Origin of the sequence: Mycobacterium stomatepiae (assembly GCF_010731715.1) — a bacterium.
In the GTDB taxonomy this organism is placed as follows: Bacteria; Actinomycetota; Actinomycetes; order Mycobacteriales; family Mycobacteriaceae; genus Mycobacterium; species Mycobacterium stomatepiae.
This window is the reverse complement of the sequence record NZ_AP022587.1, coordinates 1,838,796-1,860,498: the sequence shown is the minus strand read 5'-3', so window position 1 is coordinate 1,860,498 and position 21,703 is coordinate 1,838,796. Positions and strand designations below refer to the sequence as shown.

The following is a 21,703-nucleotide window of genomic DNA, read 5'->3' as shown; positions in this document are numbered from 1 at the left end:
AGTTCCCCTCAGTCAAACGACGACAAGTCCACCAGCGCCAGCTCGACGGGTTGTGAGCCCGTCTCGGCGTCGTCGGGGATGGCGTCGACAGCGTCGGACAGCAGGGCCCGCAATGCGATCGGGAATCGCTCGACGAGTGCTTGTGCCCGCTGCAGCGGGACGCGGCGGGTGTCGTACCACCAATCCAGATGTAGCGCCCCGGAATACCGGTACACCCGAAGTTCGATCGCATGACCCAGGCCCGGAATCGGATCCCGCACCGGCAGGGCCGCATCGGAATCGAATTGGAGCGGCGCGTCCAGCGGGGGCGGCTCCGGAACCGTGCCGACGAAGCGCAGGTGGATGTCCGAGCCGCCCGCGGCGGCCAGCGTGCGCGCGGTGGGCGCATAGACGTAGCGAAGCAGTCCGTATCCGACGCCGAAATGCGGTACCGATTTCAGGCTCTCGCTCACGCCTGCCAGCAGCCCGGTCGCATCCCCCGTCTTCGTGCAGCGCAGCGCGGCCGGATAGATCGTGGTGAACCGGCCGATGGTTCTGCGCAGGTCGACGTCCGGCCTCAGCACCGAACGGCCGTTGCCCTCCAGGTCGACCGAAACCACACCCTCGCCGACCGTGTGGGCGATCGTGCGGCCCAACGCCGCCAGCAGAACCTCTTCGATCGACACCCCGAGCCTGCGGCGGGCATCGTCGACTTCGGCTGTCTCCGCGTTGTTCAGCGTCGACGGCAGCCTCCGCAGGTCGCCGGCGCGCGGCCGCTCGGTGATCGTGGGATCGCCCAGCTGCACCGTCGCCGTGGTCAAGCTCTGCAGCCAGAAGTCGCGGGTGTCCACCACCGCCGGATGCGTCGCCAGAGTACCGGTCCGCAGCGACCAATCGCGCCAGCCGGCGCTGGTCGGGGGCAGCAGGATGTCTTCGCCGGCAAGGTGCTGGGACAAGGCGGTGAACAGGTCAGTCAGCAGGACTTCGCGGGAGGCGATGTCCGCGATCATCTCGTGAGCGGACAGCACCAGATAGGAACCGTCGTGGCCACCGGTGATGTGGGTCGCGGTGAACGGAGCGGTCAGGTCGTCCGTGGCGGCCAGCTCGGCCACCAGGTCCAGTACCGCCGCCCGCTCGTCTGCCAGGTCGTCGGGCAGGGTTCGCGACGACAGGTGCGCGAATTCCCTTGGTGCGCCGATGTGCTGCTCCCAGGTGCCCGCGCGGTCGACGAGCTCGAGGCGCAACGCGTCATGGTGGTTCGCCAACGCGGTGAGCACGGCGCGCACGTCCTCGATCCCGACGCTGGGGGCGAGTGCGAAGATCAGCGGGACCCGCCAGCGATTGGCTTCCTGCACACCGTGTTCGAGGAAACCGGCGATATTCGCGGGCACCGGTGAATACGCCTCGGCGTCCGGCGGTGTCGTCAGCCCGGCGCCGGTGAACTCGGCGTCCAGCGCTGCGGCCAGGCCGGCCAACGTCGGGTGTTCGTAGAGATGCTGCGGGGTGACGGTTAGCCCGGAGTTGTTGGCACTGGTCGAGATGCCGATCGCGATCAGCGAATCCCCGCCCAGATCAAAGAAATTGGCGTTCCGGTCGAGCGAGGTAACACCCAGGCACTGCATCCAGATGCGATGCAGCGTCGCTTCGGTGGCCGACTGACCGTTGACCGGCGCCGGGGCAACGGCGGCGCCGTTGGTGGACGAGCCGTTGGTCTGCGCGGGCGCCTCGGTCCACGCGAGAGGTTTCGGGTCGACCCAATGCCGGTCGCGCGCAAAGGGATAACCAGGCAAGCTGACAATGCCGGGCACGGGCCCAGTGATCGGTGACCAGTCCACCGTCACGTCGGCCGCCCACAGCTGGCCGAGGCCGAGCAGGAAGGCGTCGCGGTCGTCGGTGTTCTGCACGGGGTGACGCATCAGTCGCACGGCGAGGTGCCTGCTCGACCACTTGGGGTGCCGGATCGCCGAGCCGGTCAGGCTGCCGCCCGGGCCCATCTCGACCAGGACCCGGTCCGGATCGGTCAGCAGCGCGTCGAGTTCGTCGGCGAACCTGATTGTCGCGCTGATCTGGCGTGCCCAGCTGGCCGGGTCGGTGGCCTGCTCGTCGGTCATCCAGGTCCCGGTCAGATTGGACAGCAGCGGCGTGTTCGGGCGGCGAAGGTCGACACCGGAGAGGAATCCCTGGAACTGTGCCGCCATGGGATCCATTGCGCTGGAGTGGAATGCGTGGGTGGCGCGGACCCGCCGAGCGGTGATCCCGCCCTGCCGAAGCCGTTGGGTGAACGCGCGGATCCGGTCATTCGGCCCGGCGACGACGCAGTTGCCGGGATCGTTGACCGCGGAGAGGTCGACCCCGGGGGCGAGGTACTCGGCGATGTCGTCGGGACCCAGCGCCACGGCGACCATTGAGCCCGGCGGTGATTCGTGCATCAGACGGGCACGCAGGGCCACCGTCTTGATCGCCGTCTCGAGGTCGAATACTCCGGCCAGGGTGGCCGCGATGTACTCGCCGGTGCTGTATCCGATGTAGGCGCCAGCACGCACGCCAAAGGTGTCGACCAGCTTCGCAAGCGCGTATTCCACCGTGAACAGCGCGGGCTGGGAACGGTCGATGCGCTCCAAATCCGTTGTAACGTCGCCGAATATCTCGGCGCGCAAGTCGATGCCCATCTCGTCGCGGAATCCCGCGACGCAGGTGTCGAAGTGTTCGGCGAACACGGGCTCGGTGTCGTAGAGCCCGCGGGCCATCCCGACGTGCTGAGCCCCCTGCCCGGGGAACATGAAAACGACTCGGTCGGAGGCCGATTCGCCGGTCTCGCCGTGGCCGACGAAGTCCCCGACGAAAACATTGTCGTGCTCGGCGGCCCGCAACACCTTCGCGGCGTGCTCACGGTCGTGGACCACGGCCGCCATCGCGATGGCATGCTTGCGACGACCGGCGAGGGTGAACGCCGCCTCCGCCAGGCCCGGGCCGTCCGGACTCTCCAGCGTCGCGGCCAGGGCCGTACGCGAGTCCTCAAGTGCCGCAGTGGTTCGCGCGGACAGCAGCAGCACCTGGGGGCGATCGGCGGCCGCAACCGGCGCTTCTGTCGGTGCTTCTTCTAAGACGACGTGGACGTTGGTGCCCCCCACCCCGAACGAACTGACACCGGCCCTGCGCACACCGTCCCATTCCCACGGGCCGTATTCGCGTTGCACGGTGAACGGAGTTTCTTCGAGGTGCAGTTCCGGGTTGGGACTGGTGAAGTGCAGGGTCCCGGGGATCGCCTTGTGCTTGAGGCACAGAATCGCCTTGATCAGACTCACCACGCCGGCCGCTACTTCCAGGTGGCCGATGTTCGACTTGACCGACCCCAGGACACATGGTCCGGGCCGCGGTGTCTCGGACACGGCGAATGCGGCTTTGAGGCCCTGGACTTCGATCGGATCGCCCAACGCGGTGCCGGTTCCGTGTGTCTCGACGTAACTGATCGTCGAGGCGTCGATACCGGACACCGCATGGGCCTCGGCGATGACGTCGGCCTGTGCGGCCGGATTCGGCGCGGCGTAACCCATCTTCATGGATCCGTCGTTGTTGATCGCCGACCCGCGGATGACGGCGTGGATCCGGTCGCCGGCATCGATGGCGGCCTGCAACGGTTTGAGTGCCACGATCCCGACCCCGCTGCCGAAAACCGTGCCGTCGGCCCGCACGTCGAACGGTCGGCAGTGACCGGCCGCCGACACCATCGCCCCCGGCGAGTTCCAGTAACCGACCCGGTGCGGGATGGCCAGCGACGACCCGCCGGCGAGCGCCATATCGCATTCGCCGGACAGCAGGCTCTGGCAGGCCAGATGGATGGCGACCAGCGATGACGAGCACGCGGTTTGCACCGAGATGCTCGGCCCGCGTAGGTCGAATTGATGCGAGACCCGGGTTGCCAGGAAGTCCTTGTCGTTCTGCAGGAACAGGTTGAACTGTTCGAAGTCGAGTCCGGTCGCCATAAAGGCGCCGCCGCCGTGGTGCGATGCCAGGTTGTGCATCAGATAACCACTGGGCGAGCTGGTTCCGTACACGCCGATCGCGCCGTCGAACCGCGCGGGGTCGCAGCCGGCGTCCTCGAACGCATGCCATGCGCACTGCAGGAACAACCGGTGTTGCGGGTCCAGCTTGCGGGCGAGCTGCGGCGGGAACCCGAAGAACTCGGCGTCGAACTCGTCGAACCCGTCGACCAGCGGCGCACGCCGCACGTACCCGGGATTGGCCAGCACCTCGTCGCCGACGCCGGCGGCCCGGAGGTCTTGCTCGGACAGTGTGACGATCGACTCTTCGCCGCGGGCAAGGTTGTCCCAGAAATCCGAGACGTTGTTGGCGCCCGGGAATCTACCGGCCATGCCGATCACCGCGATCGCGTTGTCCGGCAAAGTCTCTGAGAAAGACTCCGCGTTCGTGCTCATTGCTAGCGTCCTCGCTTCCGCCGCTGTGCGGCTTGTTGGCGCGCCGCCGCGCGCTGCTGTGCCCGGTCGCGAACAGCACCGTCTTGCTGGTGTGTTTGCGCGTCACCGGTAGGCCCGAGCTGGCGCAGCAGCTCGGCCGTGAGATCGTTGAGCGTCGCGCCCTGCAGCAGCAGCGCCACCGGCGGTTCGGCACCGAAATCCGCGCGCGCGGAGTTGCGGATACGTACCGCCATCAGGGAATCCATGCCCAGTTCGACCAGTGGCAGGTCCGCGTCGACAGCTGATCGTTCCGCGTAGCCCATCACCGCGGCGATGCGGGCGTGCAACCGGTCGGCGATCGCCGATTGCGCCTCGGCGGGATCGAGCCCGCTCAGCGCCTCGGGTCCAGCCCAGTTGCCGCCGTCACCGGCCGCCTCGAGTTCCTCGACGACGCTGGTGAAGTAGCCGAGGTTGCGAATCTCGGGGAAGGCGATCAGCGCCCGGTCGGCGCGCAACCGGGCGACACCGGTGTGGCCGCGACGGGTGGCGAGCAATGGCTCCAGCGCCGCGACCCCCTCGGCCGGGGTGATCGGATCCAGCGGCCCACCGGTCAGGGTGCGGGCCAGGCCGACCTCGGCCCACGGGCCCCAGTTGATCACCGCCGCAGGCAGACCCGATGCCCGGCGCCAGTCGACCAGCGCGTCCAGCCAGGCGCTCGCGCAGGCATACGAGGCCTGCCCCGGACCGCCCAACAGCGACGAGGTGGAGGAAAACCCGAGCCACCAATCCAATTCGCAGCCGAGGCTGGCCTCGTGCAGCCGCAGGGCTCCGAAGGCCTTGGGCGCCCAGACGCGCTCCATGCTGTCCTTGGTCATCGAGAACACCAGGCTGTCGTCGAGCACCGCGGCCGCGTGCAGGATGCCGCGCAGCGTCGACTCACCGGCCGCGGCCACCAACTGCTCCGCCACGCCGTCGACCGCGAGATCGCCGGAGACCACCGAGATCTCGGTCGTGCGCTCGAGCTCGGCCAGCACCGCGCGCTGTTCGTCCGAGGGCTCGCTGCGGCCGTTGAGGACGATGCGGCCCGCGCCGCTATCGGCCAGCCAGCGTGCGAACACCAGGCCGAGACCGCCCAGGCCGCCGGTGATGATGTAGGACGCGCCGGAGCGGACCACGTCGCCGCCGGTGGGCTGGTCGAGCGTCGCACGCGACAGCCGCTCGGCGTAGCGCTGCTCACCCCGCCAGGCGACCACGTCGTCGATCGAGCCGGTCGCCGCCGATTCGAGCTCGGCGGTCAGCGCGGCGACGGGGCCGCAGGCGAGATCGAGATCGACCAGGGTGGTGCGCAATTCGGGATGCTCCTAGGCCAGCACCCGCACCAGGCCCTTGAGCGCGCCGATCCCCGGCCGACCGGCTTCGTCACCGACGGGGAGGCCGCCGCCGGACACCAGCCACAGCCGCGGCGGCTGGCCGTGCCAGCCGCCGATGATCGCCCGCACGACGGTCGAGACGGCCCACACCGTTTCGCGCGCCGCCACGATGGCGTCCCTGGTCAATTCGGGGTTGGCCGCGACGAACACCACCACGCCGACGGGCGGACGTTCGGGATCGCCCGCGGTGTCGGCGAACGCGGCGAGCACCGCCGATTCGTCCTGCAGGTCGGCGGTGACGACGCGGTGCGCCGGTGACCGCCATCCCTCGATGAACGCGGCGGCCTCGGGTGGTTGCCCCTCGGTGAGCACCAGCCAGCTGCCCGGGACGTCGGCCGGCCCGGCAACGACGGGCCGGGGCACCCAGGTGGTGTCGAACACCTTCTGCGACAAGGGAAGTGGTACGCTGCGCCGTTCGACCCGGCGCACGTAGATGTCGTTGATCTCCGCCGCGACGGCCCCGGTGTCGTCGGTCAACACGATTCTGCCGAGCTTTCCCGCGCCGCCTTCGTCGAGGCCGGACAGCTGAGCCCGGCAACGGGCCCGCCGACCGGGATTGCGGTACACCCGCACCGACTCGAAGGAGCCCGGGAGATAGCTGGCCTCGGCGGATCCGGCGAGTTCGTCGTCGGGGATCGCGGCCGCCAGACTCTGCAGGGCCGCGTCCAGGATGACCGGGTGCAGCCGGAAGTCGGGATGCCACGGTGACTCGTCGGGAAGAACGATCTCGGTTTCGACCGCACCGCCGGGCAGTCGGCGCACTGCCGTCAGCGCGGCGAAGGCGGGACCGTGGAATTGACCGGCCTGCCGCAGCGCCGTGTACACCTCGGCCGGACTGACCGCCGTCTCGTCGTTGCCGCCGGTAGGTGCGGGTTGTTCGAAAGTGGTTTCCGGCGTGCGTAGTTCGGCCTTGGCCGTGGCGTGCCGGGTCCAGCCGTTACCGGATGAGCGGGAATAGATTTCGATCCGGATCTTGTCGTCGACACCCCGCATCAACTGGGTGGTCAACTGGGTGTGGTCGTTGAGGGTCAGCATCTGCTCGACCTCGAGCTGGTTGAGCGACACCGCCTGGACCGGCACGCCCAACGCCTCACTGGCTGCGGCCAAAGCGATTTCGGTGAATCCCGCGCCGGGCATGGTCGCCTGTCCGAACACCTTGTGGTCGGCGAGCCAGGGCGACACGTCGGTACCGACGTCGGCCTGCCAGACGTGGTCGCGGCTGGACGGCACCTCGATGTGCGTGCCGAGCAACGGGTGGGTGGCGACGGAGTTCGATACCGCCGAGCGGTCGGCGATCCAGTAATGCGTGTGTTCCCAGGGCGTTACCGGGATGTCGGCCAGCCGACCGTCGGCGTTGTTGGTCGCCGTGTTCGGCTTGGAGACGAGCTGCGCGGCGAGCTGGGCGTGAAACGTCACCGTGTCGTCGGTGTCGCGCGTCAAGGTGCCGAGGGTGCGTGCGTTGGCTTCACCCAGGGTGTCGTTGATCGCATGCGTCAGCAACGGGTGCGGGCTGATCTCGATGAACGTGTGGTAGGGCGCGTCGGCGTCCCGATGGGCCGCAGTGATGGCCTGGTGGAAACGCACCGGGTTGCGCAGATTGGCCGCCCAGTAGTCGGCGTCGAGCACGGGTGCACGATCCTCGCTGGCGGTGCTGATCATCGGGATGGTGAATGGCTTGGGCACCAAATTGGCTAGCGCCGAGCGCAATTGCGGCAGCACCGGGTCGATGATCGGGTGATGGGATGCCACGTCGACCTCGACGCGCCGGGCCAGCAGGTTGCGGGCGGCGACCGCCGCGATAACCGCGTCCACCTGGTCGGGTGGGCCCGCGATCACCGACTGGCGCGGTGACGCGTGCACGGCGAGCGTGACGTCCGGGTGATCGGCGATCAGCGCTTCGACCGCGAGGGCGTCGAGTTCGAGCAAAGCCATCGCGCCCTGGCCGGACAACTGCGCCATCAGCCTTGAGCGGGTGGCGATCACCCGCAACCCCTCGGCGGGGGTCAGCGCACCGGACACCACCGCGGCGGACACTTCGCCCATCGAGTGCCCGATCACCGCGTCGGGTACCACGCCGTGATGGCGCCACAGCGCGGTCAGCGCCAGCTGGATGGCCACCAGCAGCGGCTGAACCTTGTCGATGCCGGTGACCGGGCTACCGTCGGCCAGCGTCTGGCGCAGCGAGAAGCCGGTCTGTGCGACGAATTCGGGCTCCAGTTCGGCGATGGCGGCGGCGAAGGCGGGTTCGTCGGCCAACAGCCGGCGGCCCATGCCGGCCCACTGTGCGCCCTGGCCGGAGTAGACGAACACCGTGCCGGATCCGTGGCCGGCCTTGGTAATGACTTCCGCCGGCGCCACCACACCCGGGGCCGGCGTGCCGGTGGACAATGCCCGCAGACCCGCCACGGCGGCTTCGCGATCGCGCGCGACGACGGTGCCCACCCAATTGTGCCGGGCGCGCCGATGATTCACGGTGTGCGCGACGTCGACGAGCGGTGTCGCGGCTCCGGGACCGGCGATCCAGTCGGCCAGCGTCGCGGCCGTCGACGCCAGCCGCTGTAGCGTCTTGCCCGACACCACCAACGTGGACACCACCGGCTCGACCGAGGCCGGTGCGGGCGAGGCCGATGGTTGCTCGACCACCACGTGTGCGTTGGTGCCGCTGAGTCCGAACGACGACACCGCGGCCCGGCGGAGGCCGTCGGTGGGCCACGCGGTGCCCTCGGTCGGCACGAACAGTCGCGTCGCCGACGCGTCGATGGCCGGGTTCCATCGGTTGAAGTGCAAGTTGCGCGGAATGAATCCGCGATTCACCGACAGGACCGCCTTGATGAATCCGGTGACGCCGGCCGAGGCCTCCAGATGCCCGATGTTGGTCTTGACCGAACCCAGCGCGCATTGCCCGTCGCCGCCGCCATACGTGGCCGCCAGCGCCTCGAATTCAATGGGATCGCCCAAAATCGTTCCGGTGCCGTGGGTTTCGATGTAATTCACGCTGTCGGCCGTGGCGTCTGCCATCCGCAGCGCGGTGGTGATCACGTCGCGCTGCGCGGCCGCATTCGGCGCGGTCATGCCGTTGGACCGGCCGTCGGAGTTGATCGCCGAACCGCGGACCACGCCCAGCACCCGATCGCCGTCGCGAACGGCGTCGGCCAACCGCTTGAGCACCACCACGCCGCAGCCTTCGCCGCGCACGAAGCCGTCGGCCAGGGCGTCGAAGGTCTTGCACCGACCGGTCGGCGAGAGCGCCGACCACTTGGACAGCGCGATGCTGGTGAACGGCGACAGGGACAGGTGCACCCCGCCCGCGAGCGCGACGTCGCTTTCGCGCAGCCGCAGATTCTGGCAGGCCAGGTGGATGGCCACCAACGACGACGAGCACGCGGTGTCGACCGCGACGGCGGGGCCGCGCAGCCCCAGCAGGTACGAGATGCGGCCCACCGCGGCGCTGTGCGGATTACCGGTGCTCATGTAGGCGTCGATCTCGGTGTTGCGCTCGAGGTTGAGAATCGTGTAGTCCCACGCCGACACACCCATGATCGCGGCGGTCCGACTGCCGCTCAACGAATCCGGCGCCACCCCGGCGTGTTCGAGGGCTTCCCAGGCGACCTCGAGCAGGATCCGCTGCTGCGGGTCCATCGCGACGGCTTCACGTGGGGTGATGCCGAAGAAGTCGGCGTCGAACCCGGCGACGTCGTCGAGGAAGCCGCCCCATTTGGTCGTCATCCGGCCCGGCGCCTGCGGATCGGGATCGTAGAACGCATCCCCGTTCCACCGATCGGCGGGCACCTCGCCGACGGCGTCGCGGCCGTCGACGAGCAGCAGCCAGAAGCTCTCGGGCCCGGTCACATTCCCGGGCAACCGGCAGCCGATCCCGACGACCGCTATCGGCTCGGCGACGTCGGTCGGAAATGCCGTTCCCGCGCGAACCAGCTCACGCGCGAGCACCTCGCGCGCTTTGGGAGACATCTGTGCCGCGCGTTCGGCAAGACTTGTCATTACTCACTGCCCCCAGTTGCCGTCTCCAGCTCGCTCGCCGCGACGAGGTCGGACAGCAATTCCATTTCCTCGTCGGATAGTTCGTCTTCCGCGTCCGGCTCGGGGCCGGGTTCGGCCACCGTTTCGTAGCCCAGACGTTCGCACATGGCGCCGGCCAGGTCGTGGATCGTCGGATATGCCCACACCAGGGCGGCCGGCAGCGTGGTGCCCAGGCTCGCCTCCAGCCTGTTTCGCAGCTCGAGGGCCATCAGCGAGTCGAGGCCGAGCGATTCCATCGGCCGGTCGTGAGCGATCGGTTCGGTGGAGCGCAGCACCGCGCGGATCTGGTCGGCGATTGCGGCCGCCAGCCGATCCGGGCGCTCGGCGGGATCGCTGACATCCAATTCGGCGCGGATCGCGCCGCCGCCACGCCGCTCCAGTTTGGTCGAGTCGTGCAGCTTCGCGAACAGCGACGAACCGCCCGCGGCGGGGAAGGATTGGAACCACTGCCGGGCGTCGAGGTGGATGACGCCGGTGCGGGCCCGGTCGACCGACAGCAGCTGCTGCATGGCCGCCAGCCCTTCGTCGACCGTGATCAGCGAGACGCCAAGATCGGCGAAGAATTGGGCGCGCCCCACCTCGGCCCATGGGCCCCAATTGATTCCGACGGCGGGTAGTCCGCGCGAGCGCCGGTAGGCGACCAGGCCGTCGACCCACGAGTTGGCGGCGGCGTACGTCCCCTGACCGGGCGTACCCAGCAGCGAGGACGCCGACGAGAAAGTCAGCCACCAATCGACGTCCAGTTCGGCGGTGGCCTGATGCAGCCGCCAGCTGCCGGTGACTTTCGGGGTGAACACCCGCCGCGCGGCCGAATCCGAGATGTTCAGCACGATTTCGTCGTCGAGAACCATGGCACTGTGCAGCACCCCGGCCACCCGGAAGCCGGCGTCGTGGACCGCTTGGACCAGCCGCTCGGCCGTGCCGGGTTCGGCGATGTCGCCGGTGACCACCTCGACCCGGGTCCCCGCGGCGCTCAGCTCCGCGATCGCCGCCGTCACGCCGGCGCCGGGTGCCGAACGCCCGTTCACCACAACCAATCCCGCGCCCTGTTGGGCCAGCCACCGCGCCACGACGAACCCGAGGCCGCCCATGCCGCCCACGATGAGGTAGCCGCCGTCCGGGCTGACCAGTGGCCGCGGGGTTCCCGCGATCGCGTCGATGCGGCCGGTCGCCGGTACGGTGACGGCGATCTTGCCGGTGTGGCGTCCGGACGCCATCAGCGCGAAGGCGTCGGCCGCGTTGTCGAGGGAGAACGCGGTGACGGGCAGCACCCGCAGCGTGCCGTCCGCGACGTGCCGCAGGATTTCGGAGAGCATCGCGCGGTAGCGCGCCGGCTGCAGCTTCAGATTCAGGTCGAGGTCGACGACGGAGAAGGAAGCGCTCTTGGTCAATGCGGCCAATCCCAGGGTCGCATTGGTGTAGACGTCCTTCTTGCCGAGCTCGATGAACCGGCCGCCGGGCGCCAGGATCTGCACGCCACGCTGAATCGCTTCGTCCGGAAGCGAATTGAGGATGACATCCACGCCGTAGCCGTCGGTGTGCTCGAGGATCTCGTCGGCGAAATCCACCGTCCGCGAATTGCCGACGTACTCGACGCCGAGCCCGGCGAGCATGTCGCGCTTGGCATCCGAACCGGCCGTGGTGTAAATCCGGGCCCCGACCATGTTGGCGATCGCCATCGCCGCGAGCCCCACACCGCCGGTGGCGGAATGGATCAGCACCCGTTCGCCGGGGGCCAGTCGCCCGACCTCGACCAGCGAGTGCCAAGCGGTCAGATACGCGATGCCGAACGCGGCCGCCTCGGGATCTCCCAGCGTGTCGGGGATCGGGATGACCAGGTCGGCGAGCGTCGTCAGGTGCGAGCCGAAGCTGCCCGGGCCGATCGCAATCACGCGCTGACCGACCCGCACGGGGTCGACATCGCTGCCGACGGCGGTGACGACGCCGGCGCACTCGCCGCCGAGGATGGGCGGGGCGCCGTCGAGAGTGGGATAGATCCCCATCGCCTTGAGCACGTCACTGAAATTGAGGCCCGCCGCGGCCACCCGGACTTCGACCTGATTGGCATTCGGCGGAACCCGCTTCACCGCATGCAGTCTCAGCGCATCCAGCCGTCCGGGTTCGTCGATCGACAGCCGTACCGCGCCGCCGGTGTCCAGGTTCACTTTCGTGTGACGGGTTTCGCCGAGCGGCTCGCCCTGGGCGGTGGTGGGGGCGGGCACCAGCCTGTTCAGGTAGCGACGCCCGTCGCGCAGCGCGATCTCGTCGGCGTCGGAGCCCGCGAGCAACTCACTCGTCAGCGCGGCCACCGAGCCGGCGCCGGCCCCAGCCGCCTCGACGTCGACGATCGTGGTCTTGAGCTCGGGATGCTCGAAGGTCAGCACCCGGGCGATGCCGCGAAGCTCCGTCTGCGCCAACGTGATCGACTCCTCGGCGTCGACCTGTTGTGCGCCGCGGGTGACGATCCACAGCCGCGGGCTGTTGCGGGCACCCATCCGCGTCACGCTCTTGGCGATGTCCGCGATCAGCAGGGTGCGCGCCAGCGCCAGGTCCAGTTGAGCTGTCTCCGAAAGCGATTCGTCGACCGTGCGCGGCGGGCACAGCACAACGATGCTGTCCCAGGGGTTTCGGGTGATAGCCGCGCGCAGCTGCACGGTGTCGGCCGGGGACACCACGTCGACTGCGGCGACGCTGTCGCTCAGGGACGACCGCAAGGCGGGCAGCAGCGGATCGCCCACGGCGGGCTCGCCGATCAACAACAATCCGCCGAGACTGGCGGCCTCTTTGTCCAGCGGGGCCGGCTCCCACTCCAAGGTGAGCAGGTGATCGTGTGCCGCACCGCTTGCCGACCCGAGCACCGCCATTTCGACTTCGTCGATGACGAGTAGCCGATCGCCGTTGGCGTCGGTCAGCACGACCTGACCGAGCAACCGATCCGGGCTGTCGGTGGCCGACAGGGAGCCGGTCGAACACACCCCGTCGGCGATATCGCCGTAGACGTGGATACCCGCGAAACGGATTGGCAGCACCAGGGTTTGGCGGGCGTTCTGTCCGCCGGCCAGATCGGTCGCGGCCCGGGTGGCGCCGAGTGCCTGCACCGCGATATCCATCATGACCGGGTGCAGCACGAAGTTGCGGGAACCGGCCTTGGCCGACGAGGGCAGCCGCACGTCGGCCCGGGCGGCACCCGAGGCCGTCACGGTCAGCCCGGCGATGCCGCGAAACGCCGGTCCGTGCTGTTGCCCGGCGGCGCGCAGCCGCTCGTACAACTCGTCGGGGTTGATTTCGGCCGCAACATCATTCGAGCCATCGACGACCGTGGGAGCGGGCTGGCTGTCGCGGGCGACCGTAGCGCTGGCGTGCTTGATCCATCCCGACGACGCGCTATGGGTGCGCATGTCGATCTGGCACGTTTGCTCGTTACCGGTGAGCGTCGTGACCAGCACCGTGCCGTCGGTCACCTGCAGCATCTGCTGCAGGCTGAGTTCCCGGATCATCCACGGCCGGCCGTCGGAGTCCGCGGACTCCGCGAACGCTTCCGTCGCGGCGGCGAGCGCGACGTCGGCATAGGCCGCGCCCGGCAGCACGCACAGATCGTCGATCACGTGATCGCCGAGCCACAACAGATCCGGGTTGAGCTCGCACTCCCACACCCGAGTGCCGTTGGTGGGGTCGGTGACCCCGAAGCCCTACAGCGGGTGCGTGTTTGGCGCATGGTGTGCCGTGGCGCTGGGGGAGATCCAGTACCGTCCGTGCTGCCAGGGCGTGGTCGGCAGTACGGTCTGCCGCCCGCAGGTGTGCGGGGTCTGCGGGGGACGGACGGTGTGAGCGGCATTGAGGTTGGTGTGGAAGGTCAGGGTGTCATGCGCATCGCGTTGCAGGGTGCCGATGCTCAGATAGCCGGCCCGGTCGCCGTCAGCCGCGGCCAGGGTTTCGGTGATGGCGTGGGTCAACAGGGGATGCCCGCTGATCTCAATGAAGGTGTGACTTTGCCCACCGGCCTGGTTAAAGGCATGAGCGATCGCCTGCTGGAAGCGGACCGGGTTGCGCATGTTGGTGGCCCAGTGCTCGGCGTCGAATGCCACTGAACGGTCGAGGTTTTCGTAGGTCGTCGAGATGATCGGGATGCTCGGCGGGCGCGGGCGCAGGTCGGCCAGCTCGGCCCGCATCGCCGGCTGCAGGGCATCCATGGCCGGGTTGTGTGGGGCGACTTCGATGTTGACCTTGCCGGCGAACTGGCCCTGCGCGCGCACGGTGGCGATCAGCTCGTCGATCTGCGCCGTGGGTCCCGAGATGACTGTCTGGCGTGGCGAGGCAAAGATCCCGAGGGTGACCTGCGGATAGTCCGCGATCAGCTGCTCGGTGGCGGCGGCGTCGAGTTCGAGCATGGCCATCGTGCCCTGCCCGGACAACGGGGCCATCAGTCGCGACCGGGTCGCGGTCACGCGCAGTCCCTCGGCGGGTGTCAGCGCGCCGGCGACCACCGCGGCCGCCACCTCGCCCATCAAATGGCCGATCACCAGATCCGGCGTGATCCCGTAGGAGCGCCACGGCGCGGTCAGCGCCAGCTGCATCCCGATCAGACCCAGCTGAATCTGCTCGATGCCCACCAATTCCTTGCCGCCGGCGATCACCTCGCGCAGCGAAAACCCGGCCTCCGCAACGAAAACCGGCTCGAGTTTGGCGAGGGCCGCGTCGAATGCGGGCTCGTCGGCCAGCAGCCGGCGGCCCATCCCGGCCCACTGCGATCCGCGGCCCGAATAGACGAATACGGTGCCCGGTCCGACGGCGCTGTCCGGGCAACCGACCACGCCGGGGGCGGGCTCACCGGCGGCCAGCGCGCGCAACCCGCGACCGCCTGGTCCCGGTCGACGGCGGCCACCGTGGCGAACTTGGGCTGCCGGGCCCGGTGGTGGTTGAGCGTGTGTGCCACGTCGGCCAGCGGCACCGCAGCACCCGGCCCGGCCATCCAGTCGGCGAGCACCGAGGCCGTCGCCGCCACGCGTTGCGCCGACTTACCGGACAGCACCAGCGTCGACACCGCCGGCGGCGGGCCCTGCTGTGCGGGTACCTGATCCGGCGCCTGCTCGATCACCACGTGTGCATTCGTCCCGCTCACACCGAACGACGAGGCCCCGGCCCGGCGGGGTCCCTCGGTCGACGGCCATTCCATGTCTTCGGTGGCGATCCTCAGCCGCGAAACACCTTGGCTGGCATGGGGAGTGAGCTCGGTCAAGTTCAGATTCCTCGGGATTCGGCCATGTCCGACGGCCAGCACGGTCTTCATGAATCCGGCGATCCCGGCAGCCGCTTCCAGGTGGCCGAGGTTGGTCTTGACGGCCCCGAGCACCAGCGGCGCCCGGCCCTCTCGTTCACCGAAAACCGTGCTCAGCGAGTCGAGTTCGATCGGGTCGCCCAGCGGGGTGCCCGTTCCGTGCGCCTCGATGTAGTCGATGTCGGCCGGCGTCAGCCTGGCCACCTTCAGCGCCTGGCGAAGCAGGGCCTGCTGGGCCGGGCCGTTGGGCACCGTCACTCCACTGCTGGCGCCGTCCTGGTTGACCGCCGAGCCGCGAATCACGGCGAGGATGCGGTTGCCGTCCTGCTGCGCGTCGGACAGCCGCTTGAGCACCACCACGCCGGCGCCTTCGCTGCGCACATAGCCGTTGGCGCCGGCGTCGAAGGTCTTGCACTGCCCGTCGGGCGACAGCATTCCCCACCGCGAGCACGCGATGCTGGCCACCGGGCTGAGCAGCAGGTTGGTGCCGCCGACCAGCGCGGTGTCACTCTCGCGCCAGCGCAGGCTCTGACAGGCGAGATGAATCGTCACCAGCGACGACGAGCACGCGGTGTCCAGCACAACCGCGGGACCGCGGGCGCCGAGCAGATAGGCCGTGCGCCCCGCGGCGAAGTTCGCCGAGTTTCCGGTCAACAGGTAGGCGTCCAGCTCGTCGGGCCGCACCGAGCCCGACATCTTCAGCATGTAGTCGTAGGCGGTCACGCCTACGAAGACGCCGGTCTGGGTGCCCTGCAGCGTGTGCGGCGGAATCCCGGCGTTTTCCAACGCTTCCCAGGCGACCTCGATGAACAACCGCTGTTGCGGGTCCATCGCCGCGGCCTCGCGGGGCGGGATGGCGAAGAACTCGGCGTCGAATTCGTCTGGCTGCCAGTCGGACAGGAAGCCGCCTTCGCGATTGCAGATCGTGCCGGGGATGGTGTGGTCCTCGGTGAACAGCGCCTCGGCGTCCCAGCGTTCGGGCGGAACGCCGACGATGCCGCTTCGGCCGTCGCACAACAAATCCCAGTACTGTTCGGGGCTGTTGACGGCGCCAGGCAACCGGCAGCCCATTCCGATGACGGCGATCGGTTCGGTGCTCGCCTGTTCGGCGATTGCCAGCCGCGCGGTCAGATCATCGATTTTGTGAAGCGCCTCGGTGATGATCGCCCGGCGGTCCGGTGTGGCGGCAGTCATCGAGAGCCTCGTAGCCTTTTCGAAAGTTCGGCGAGCAACGCGTCCTCGTCGAGCTCGTCGTAGGCGTCGGCGACGGGTTCGGCGTCTATTTCGAGCTCGGGCAGCACGGTGGCCAGATAGTCGGTGAGGCTGTAGACGGTCGGGTAATCGAAGACCACCGATACCGGCAGTGCCTCACCGAGATCGTCCGACAGCGACCGCCGCAGCATCGCGCTCATCAGCGAGTCCATCCCCAACTGGAAGAACCCGGTCGACGGATCGAGTGCCTCGCCCGTGCGCAGCCCCATCGCCGTGGCGGCCAGCGTGGCGACCCGGTCGAACAGCAAGCCGTGGCGACGTTCCGGCTCGCACGCGCGCAACGAGATGCGGAACTCGCTTTCGCCCATGGCCGTTTCGCCGGGCAGCGGCAGCAGGTCGTCGACGATCCGCAGCGATCCGCGGGCTCGGTATGCGTCCGCCAGCAGCGGCCAATCCGCTTGCACCACAACGGAATGCACTCCAGCTGCGGGGCTCATGACATGCGGCAGCGTGCCGATCGCCACCTCGTCGTCCATCGGCAGCAACCCAGATCCCACGCTGACCTGGCTGGCCTCGTCGGTGTCGGCCAGCGATTTCCACAGTCCCCAGTTGACGGTGGTCGCCGGCAATCCCATGACGCGACGGGCGTACGCCAGCGCATCCAGATAACCACTGGTGGCGGCGTAGTGGCCGAGCCAGCGTGAGCCCGTCAGTCCGGAGATCGAGGAGAACAGCACGAAGTGGCGCAACGACGTTGTCGTCAGCGACAGCCGATGCAGCAGCGCGGCGGCGTCGAGTTTGGGTGCGAACATCGCCCGCACGTCGTCGTCGGTCATCTCGCCGAGCAGGACGGGCTGACCGGCGAAGGCCGCCAGGTAGACCCCGTGCAGCGGCGGCAGATCGCTGCCGAACCGGGCGAACAGCGCGCTCATCGCGACGTCGTCGGTGGCGTCGGCGGCCACCGTGACAAGGTTCGTGCCTTCCGCGGCAAGGGTTTCCGCCAGTGCCTGCAGCCGCAGGCCGGGGTCGCGGGATACCGCGACGATCGTCTTGGCGCCCATCGCGGCGAGCTGGCGGATCAGGTGCGGACCGATGTTTCCGGTGGCCCCGATGACGAGCTGACAGCCGTCGGCGTCCAGCGTGACCGGTGATTCGGTGGGCAGCGTCCGCCGGTGCAGCCGGGCCACGTGGCGCGCGCCGCGCCGGTAGACGACCTGGTCTTCGCCGTCGCTGCTGCCGACTTCCTCCAGCAGCTGCCTGGCCACGATCGCCGGCGGCACCGAAGAATCGAAATCGACTATGCCACCCCAGACTTCGGGATGCTCGAGAGCGATGGTGCGACCAAGGCCCCAGAGCAGTCCGTGCGTGGGGTTGGCGCGATCGCCCTCGAAGACCGGCTGGGCGTTGCGGGTGACCAGGAACAACTTCTCCGACGAGTCGCCGGCGGCGAGCACCGCGACGAGCCGGCGCACCTGGTCGAACAGCCGATAGGCCGACCCCATATCGAACGGATCGCCGGCCACTGCGGGCGCGTACAACACATGGTCGACTTCGCCCAGCGCCTCGGCCAATTCCACCGGATCGGCGTCGGCGGCCACCGTTTCGGCGGCCAGCTGGGTCGCCAGGTCGGGATCGCCGATCACCAGCCAACGTCCGCACTCGGCGGCGGCCACCAGTTCGGTCCCCGCCAACGGAACGGTCGGCCACGCCAGCTGGTACGAGGAGTCGTCGAGCTGTCCGTCCGCCGCGCCGAGCAGCCCAGAACTGTTGCGGTGCACAGCTTCCGGCGCTTGCGGGGCGATGGGGGTCGAGTCGATCCAGTGCCGGGTGTGATGCCAGGGAGTGGTGGGGATCTGAGTGTGCGGCTCCGGAGGATGCGGGGTCTGGGGCGGATGCGTAGTGCGCACGGTGTTGACGCTGGTGCGGAAGCTGATGGTGTCGTCGGTATTGCGTTGCAGGCTACCGATGCTCACGTATTTGCTGCCGTGCTGGGCGCTGTGCAGGGTTTCGCTGATCGCCTGGGTGAGCAACGGGTGCCCGCTGATTTCGATGAAGGTGTGATAAGGCCCGCCGGCCGGGCTTCCGGCATGAGCGATGGCCTGCTGGAAGTGCACCGGGTTGCGCATGTTGATGGCCCAGTGCTCGGCGTCGAAGGCCGGGCGGATGTCGAGATCCGGGTAGGTGGTGGAGATGATCGGAATCGTCGGCGCCTGCGGAGCCAGGTCGGCCAGCTCCGCGCGCATCGCCGGCTGCAGCGCGTCCATTGCCGGATTGTGTGGCGCCACTTCGATATTCACCCGGCTGTCGAAGAGATTCTGGCCGCGCAACCGGGCGATCAGCTCGTCGATCTGTTCGCTGGGCCCGGAGATCACGGTCTGACTCGGGGAGTTGTAGATCCCGAGCGTCACCTGCGGGTACTCCAGGATCAACGCCTCGGTGGCGGCCACGCCGAGTCCGAGCAGCGCCATCCCGCCCTGTCCCGACAGCGGCGCCATCAACCGCGCGCGCGTCGCGGTCACGCGCAGGCCCTCGGCCGGCGTCAGCGCCCCGGACACCACGGCGGCGGCGACCTCGCCCATCGAGTGACCTATCACCGCGTCGGGTTCCACACCATAGGAGCGCCACAGCTCGGTTAGCGTCAGCTGTATGCCGATCAGGCCGAGCTGAATCTGTTCGATACCGACGAGCTCGTTCCCGTTCGACAGCACGTCGTGCAGCGAGAACCCGGCCTGCTGGACGAACACCGGCTCCAGTTCGGCGACCGCCGCGGCGAATGCGGGCTCGTCGGCCAGCAATTGGCGGCTCATTCCGGCCCATTGCGATCCGCGGCCCGAGTAGACGAACACCGTGCCGGGCCGCGCTTCGTCGCTTTCCTGCGCACCCACCACCCCGGGCGCGTTCCGGCCCGCGGCCAACGCGCGCAACCCCGCCACAGCTTGGGCGCGATCGCGGGCTACGACGGTGCCGAACTTGGACTGTCGGGCCCGGTGGTGATTGAGCGTGTGCGCCACATCGGCCAGGGTCACGTCGGCCCCGGCGCCTTCCATCCACGCGGCCAGCGCGGACGCCGTCGCGGCCACCCGTCGCGGTGTCTTGCCGGCAACCACCAACGTCGAGATGCTCGGCTCGGCGGCGGGGGCCGGCGCGGGTGCCACCTCTTGGCCCTGCTCGAGCACGACGTGCGCGTTGGTGCCGCCGAAGCCGAAGGACGATACCCCGGCCCGGCGCGGATGCTGCGTCTGCGGCCAATCCGTTTGTGTGTCAACGACCTTCATCCGCAGCTCGGTGAACGGGATGTGCGGGTTGGCGCTTTCGAAGCGCTGGTTCGGCGGAATCTGGCCGCGCTGCAACGCCATGACCGCCTTGATGAAGCCCGCGATCCCGGCCGCCGCCTCGGTGTGCCCGATGTTCGTCTTCACCGCGCCGATCAGCAGGGGAGAGTCTGCCGAACGGCCACGACCGAGCACCGTGCCGAGCGCGCGCGCTTCGATTGGATCTCCCAGCAGTGTTCCGGTGCCGTGCGTTTCGACGTAGTCGACCTCGTTCGGCTGCATCCCGGCATTGGTGTAGGCGGCGCGCAGCACCGCCATCTGGGCCGCGGGGTTGGGGGCCATCAGCCCGTTGGAACGTCCGTCCTGATTGACGGCCGAGCCGCAGATCACGGCGAGCACCCGGTCGCCGTCGCGTTGCGCGTCGGTGAGCCGCTTGAGCACGACCACCCCGGCGCCCTCACCGCGCACGAACCCGTCGGCCGCGGCGTCGAACGCGCGGCACTTGCCGGTCGGGGACAGTGCGCCGGCCTGGTCGAAACCGCGAAATACCGTCGGGGACAACAACACGTTCACTCCGGCCGCGATCGCCAGGTGGGAATCCTGGGTGCGCAGGCTTTGGCAGGCCAGGTGGATGGCCACCAACGACGACGAGCATGCCGTGTCGACGGACACCGACGGGCCGCGCAGGTCGAGGAAGTACGAGAGCCGGTTGGCAATGATGCTCATCGCTCCGCCGGTGTTGTTCCACGCGTCGACCCGGGGCAGATCGCCCAGCGTGATGGCCGCGTATTCGGTCGAGCATGCCCCGGCGAACACCCCGGTCTGCGTCCGGCTCAGCGAGCTCGGGGAGATCCCGGCGTGCTCTAGGGCTTCCCAGGCGACTTCCAGCAGCAGCCGCTGCTGAGGGTCCATCTTGTTCGCCTCGTGGGCAGTGATCTCGAAGAACTCCGCGTCGAAGGCGTCGATGTCGGGCAGGAACGACCCCCACCGGGTGGTGCGGGCCAGCGCCGCCGCCACCTCCGGTGAACCGTTGTCGAACGGTTGCCAGCGCTCCGGCGGCACCTCGGAGATCGTGCACCCGCGATCGCAGAGGAACTGCCACAAGGCGTCCGGTCCCGAGATGTCGCCGGGGAAGCGGCAGCCCATCCCGATGACCGCGATCGGTTCGTCGAGCGAGTTGGGGGCCGGTCGCTTGAGCGCGGCGTCGGAGTCGGCGTCGGGCACGGGCGCGCTCAGGTGTGCAGCCAGCGCATTGATCGTCGGGTGTTCCCAGAAGTCGACCGGCGAGACCTTCCTGCCCAGCAACTCCGACAATTCACCGGAGAGTACGACCACCTCGCGAGAACTCACGCCGTGATCGGCCAGCGACAGTTCGGGGTCGACCTCGTCCGGTGTCCGGCCGATGTTTGTCACCAAATAGTCGACAAGCCAGTGGCGAAGATCAGCTTCGCCGCCGATGCTCGACGTCATGCGGCGGCGCCCGTGCGTACCGAATCGGAAGCCGTCGCGGTGAGCTGTTCGGCCCGATTGTGCAGCAAAGCAGGGATGGACGAGTCGGTCACCGGGGTCGCTTCACCTTCCATGTCGCTGCGGGTGCTAGCTGCACGCACCCTGCATGCCGTTCCGTTCAGCAGCGTTCGCGGCTCCTCTGCGGAGCGCCCCCGGTGACACGGCAGCTGCTGGCGGAAACGTCGGCGCGCAAGAGTTGGACGGCCACAAAATAACGATCGTCCACCCCGACCATCCGTCTCAATAACCAACGTAAGCAGTCTTTCATTGGGACGTCTTGGAATTTAAAAAATCCACCGATTTTGGGCGCAGCCCCATACTGCCCTATTTGGCGTGTGTCTACTATAGTGCCAGATTTTCGCGTTGCTGCAGCTCAAAAGGGATACTTCAGGCACGTAACCGGTGGTGCTCGTGAGGCAGGGGTTACGGGTAACCAGTAGAGTGAGACGAATCTCACCCGCCTACTCGGGTCGGGGCGCCGCCAGGTTCTGGGACCTGCGCACCATTTTCGTCGAGGAGCGACCCGGGGCGCCCCGAGGACGGCCGGACCGTGGCCGTCAACCCCGCGCCGCC

The 21,703-nt window shown here is 68.7% G+C and carries 2 protein-coding genes and 3 pseudogenes; all 5 read right to left on the bottom strand.

Features of this window, described 5'->3' with window-relative positions; all coding sequences use genetic code 11:
* Positions 1-8 precede the first annotated feature (8 nt).
* Positions 9-4,415: a type I polyketide synthase gene (locus G6N54_RS08790; protein ID WP_163789708.1), complete on the bottom strand. Its 4,407-nt coding sequence runs from the start codon at positions 4,413-4,415 to the stop codon at positions 9-11.
* A gap of 2 nt (positions 4,416-4,417) precedes the next feature.
* A pseudogene (locus tag G6N54_RS08780) lies at positions 4,418-9,823 on the bottom strand (type I polyketide synthase).
* Positions 9,823-13,155, bottom strand: a pseudogene (locus G6N54_RS31515) (SDR family NAD(P)-dependent oxidoreductase); the annotation flags it as partial. The pseudogenes G6N54_RS31515 and G6N54_RS08780, both read right to left, overlap by 1 nt.
* Positions 13,156-13,190: 35 nt before the next feature.
* Positions 13,191-16,331: pseudogene (locus tag G6N54_RS31510) on the bottom strand (type I polyketide synthase); the annotation flags it as partial.
* Complete coding sequence (locus G6N54_RS08765) at positions 16,328-21,091, bottom strand: type I polyketide synthase (RefSeq protein WP_163789704.1); 4,764 nt, start codon at positions 21,089-21,091, stop codon at positions 16,328-16,330. The pseudogene G6N54_RS31510 and the gene G6N54_RS08765, both read right to left, overlap by 4 nt.
* Positions 21,092-21,703: the final 612 nt, after the last annotated feature.

Coding starts and splice junctions, on each gene's coding strand:
- G6N54_RS08790 (WP_163789708.1), bottom strand. CDS start 4,415: ATGAGCACGAACGCGGAGTCTTTCTCAGAGACTTTGCCGGACAACGCG.
- G6N54_RS08765 (WP_163789704.1), bottom strand. CDS start 21,091: ATGACGTCGAGCATCGGCGGCGAAGCTGATCTTCGCCACTGGCTTGTC.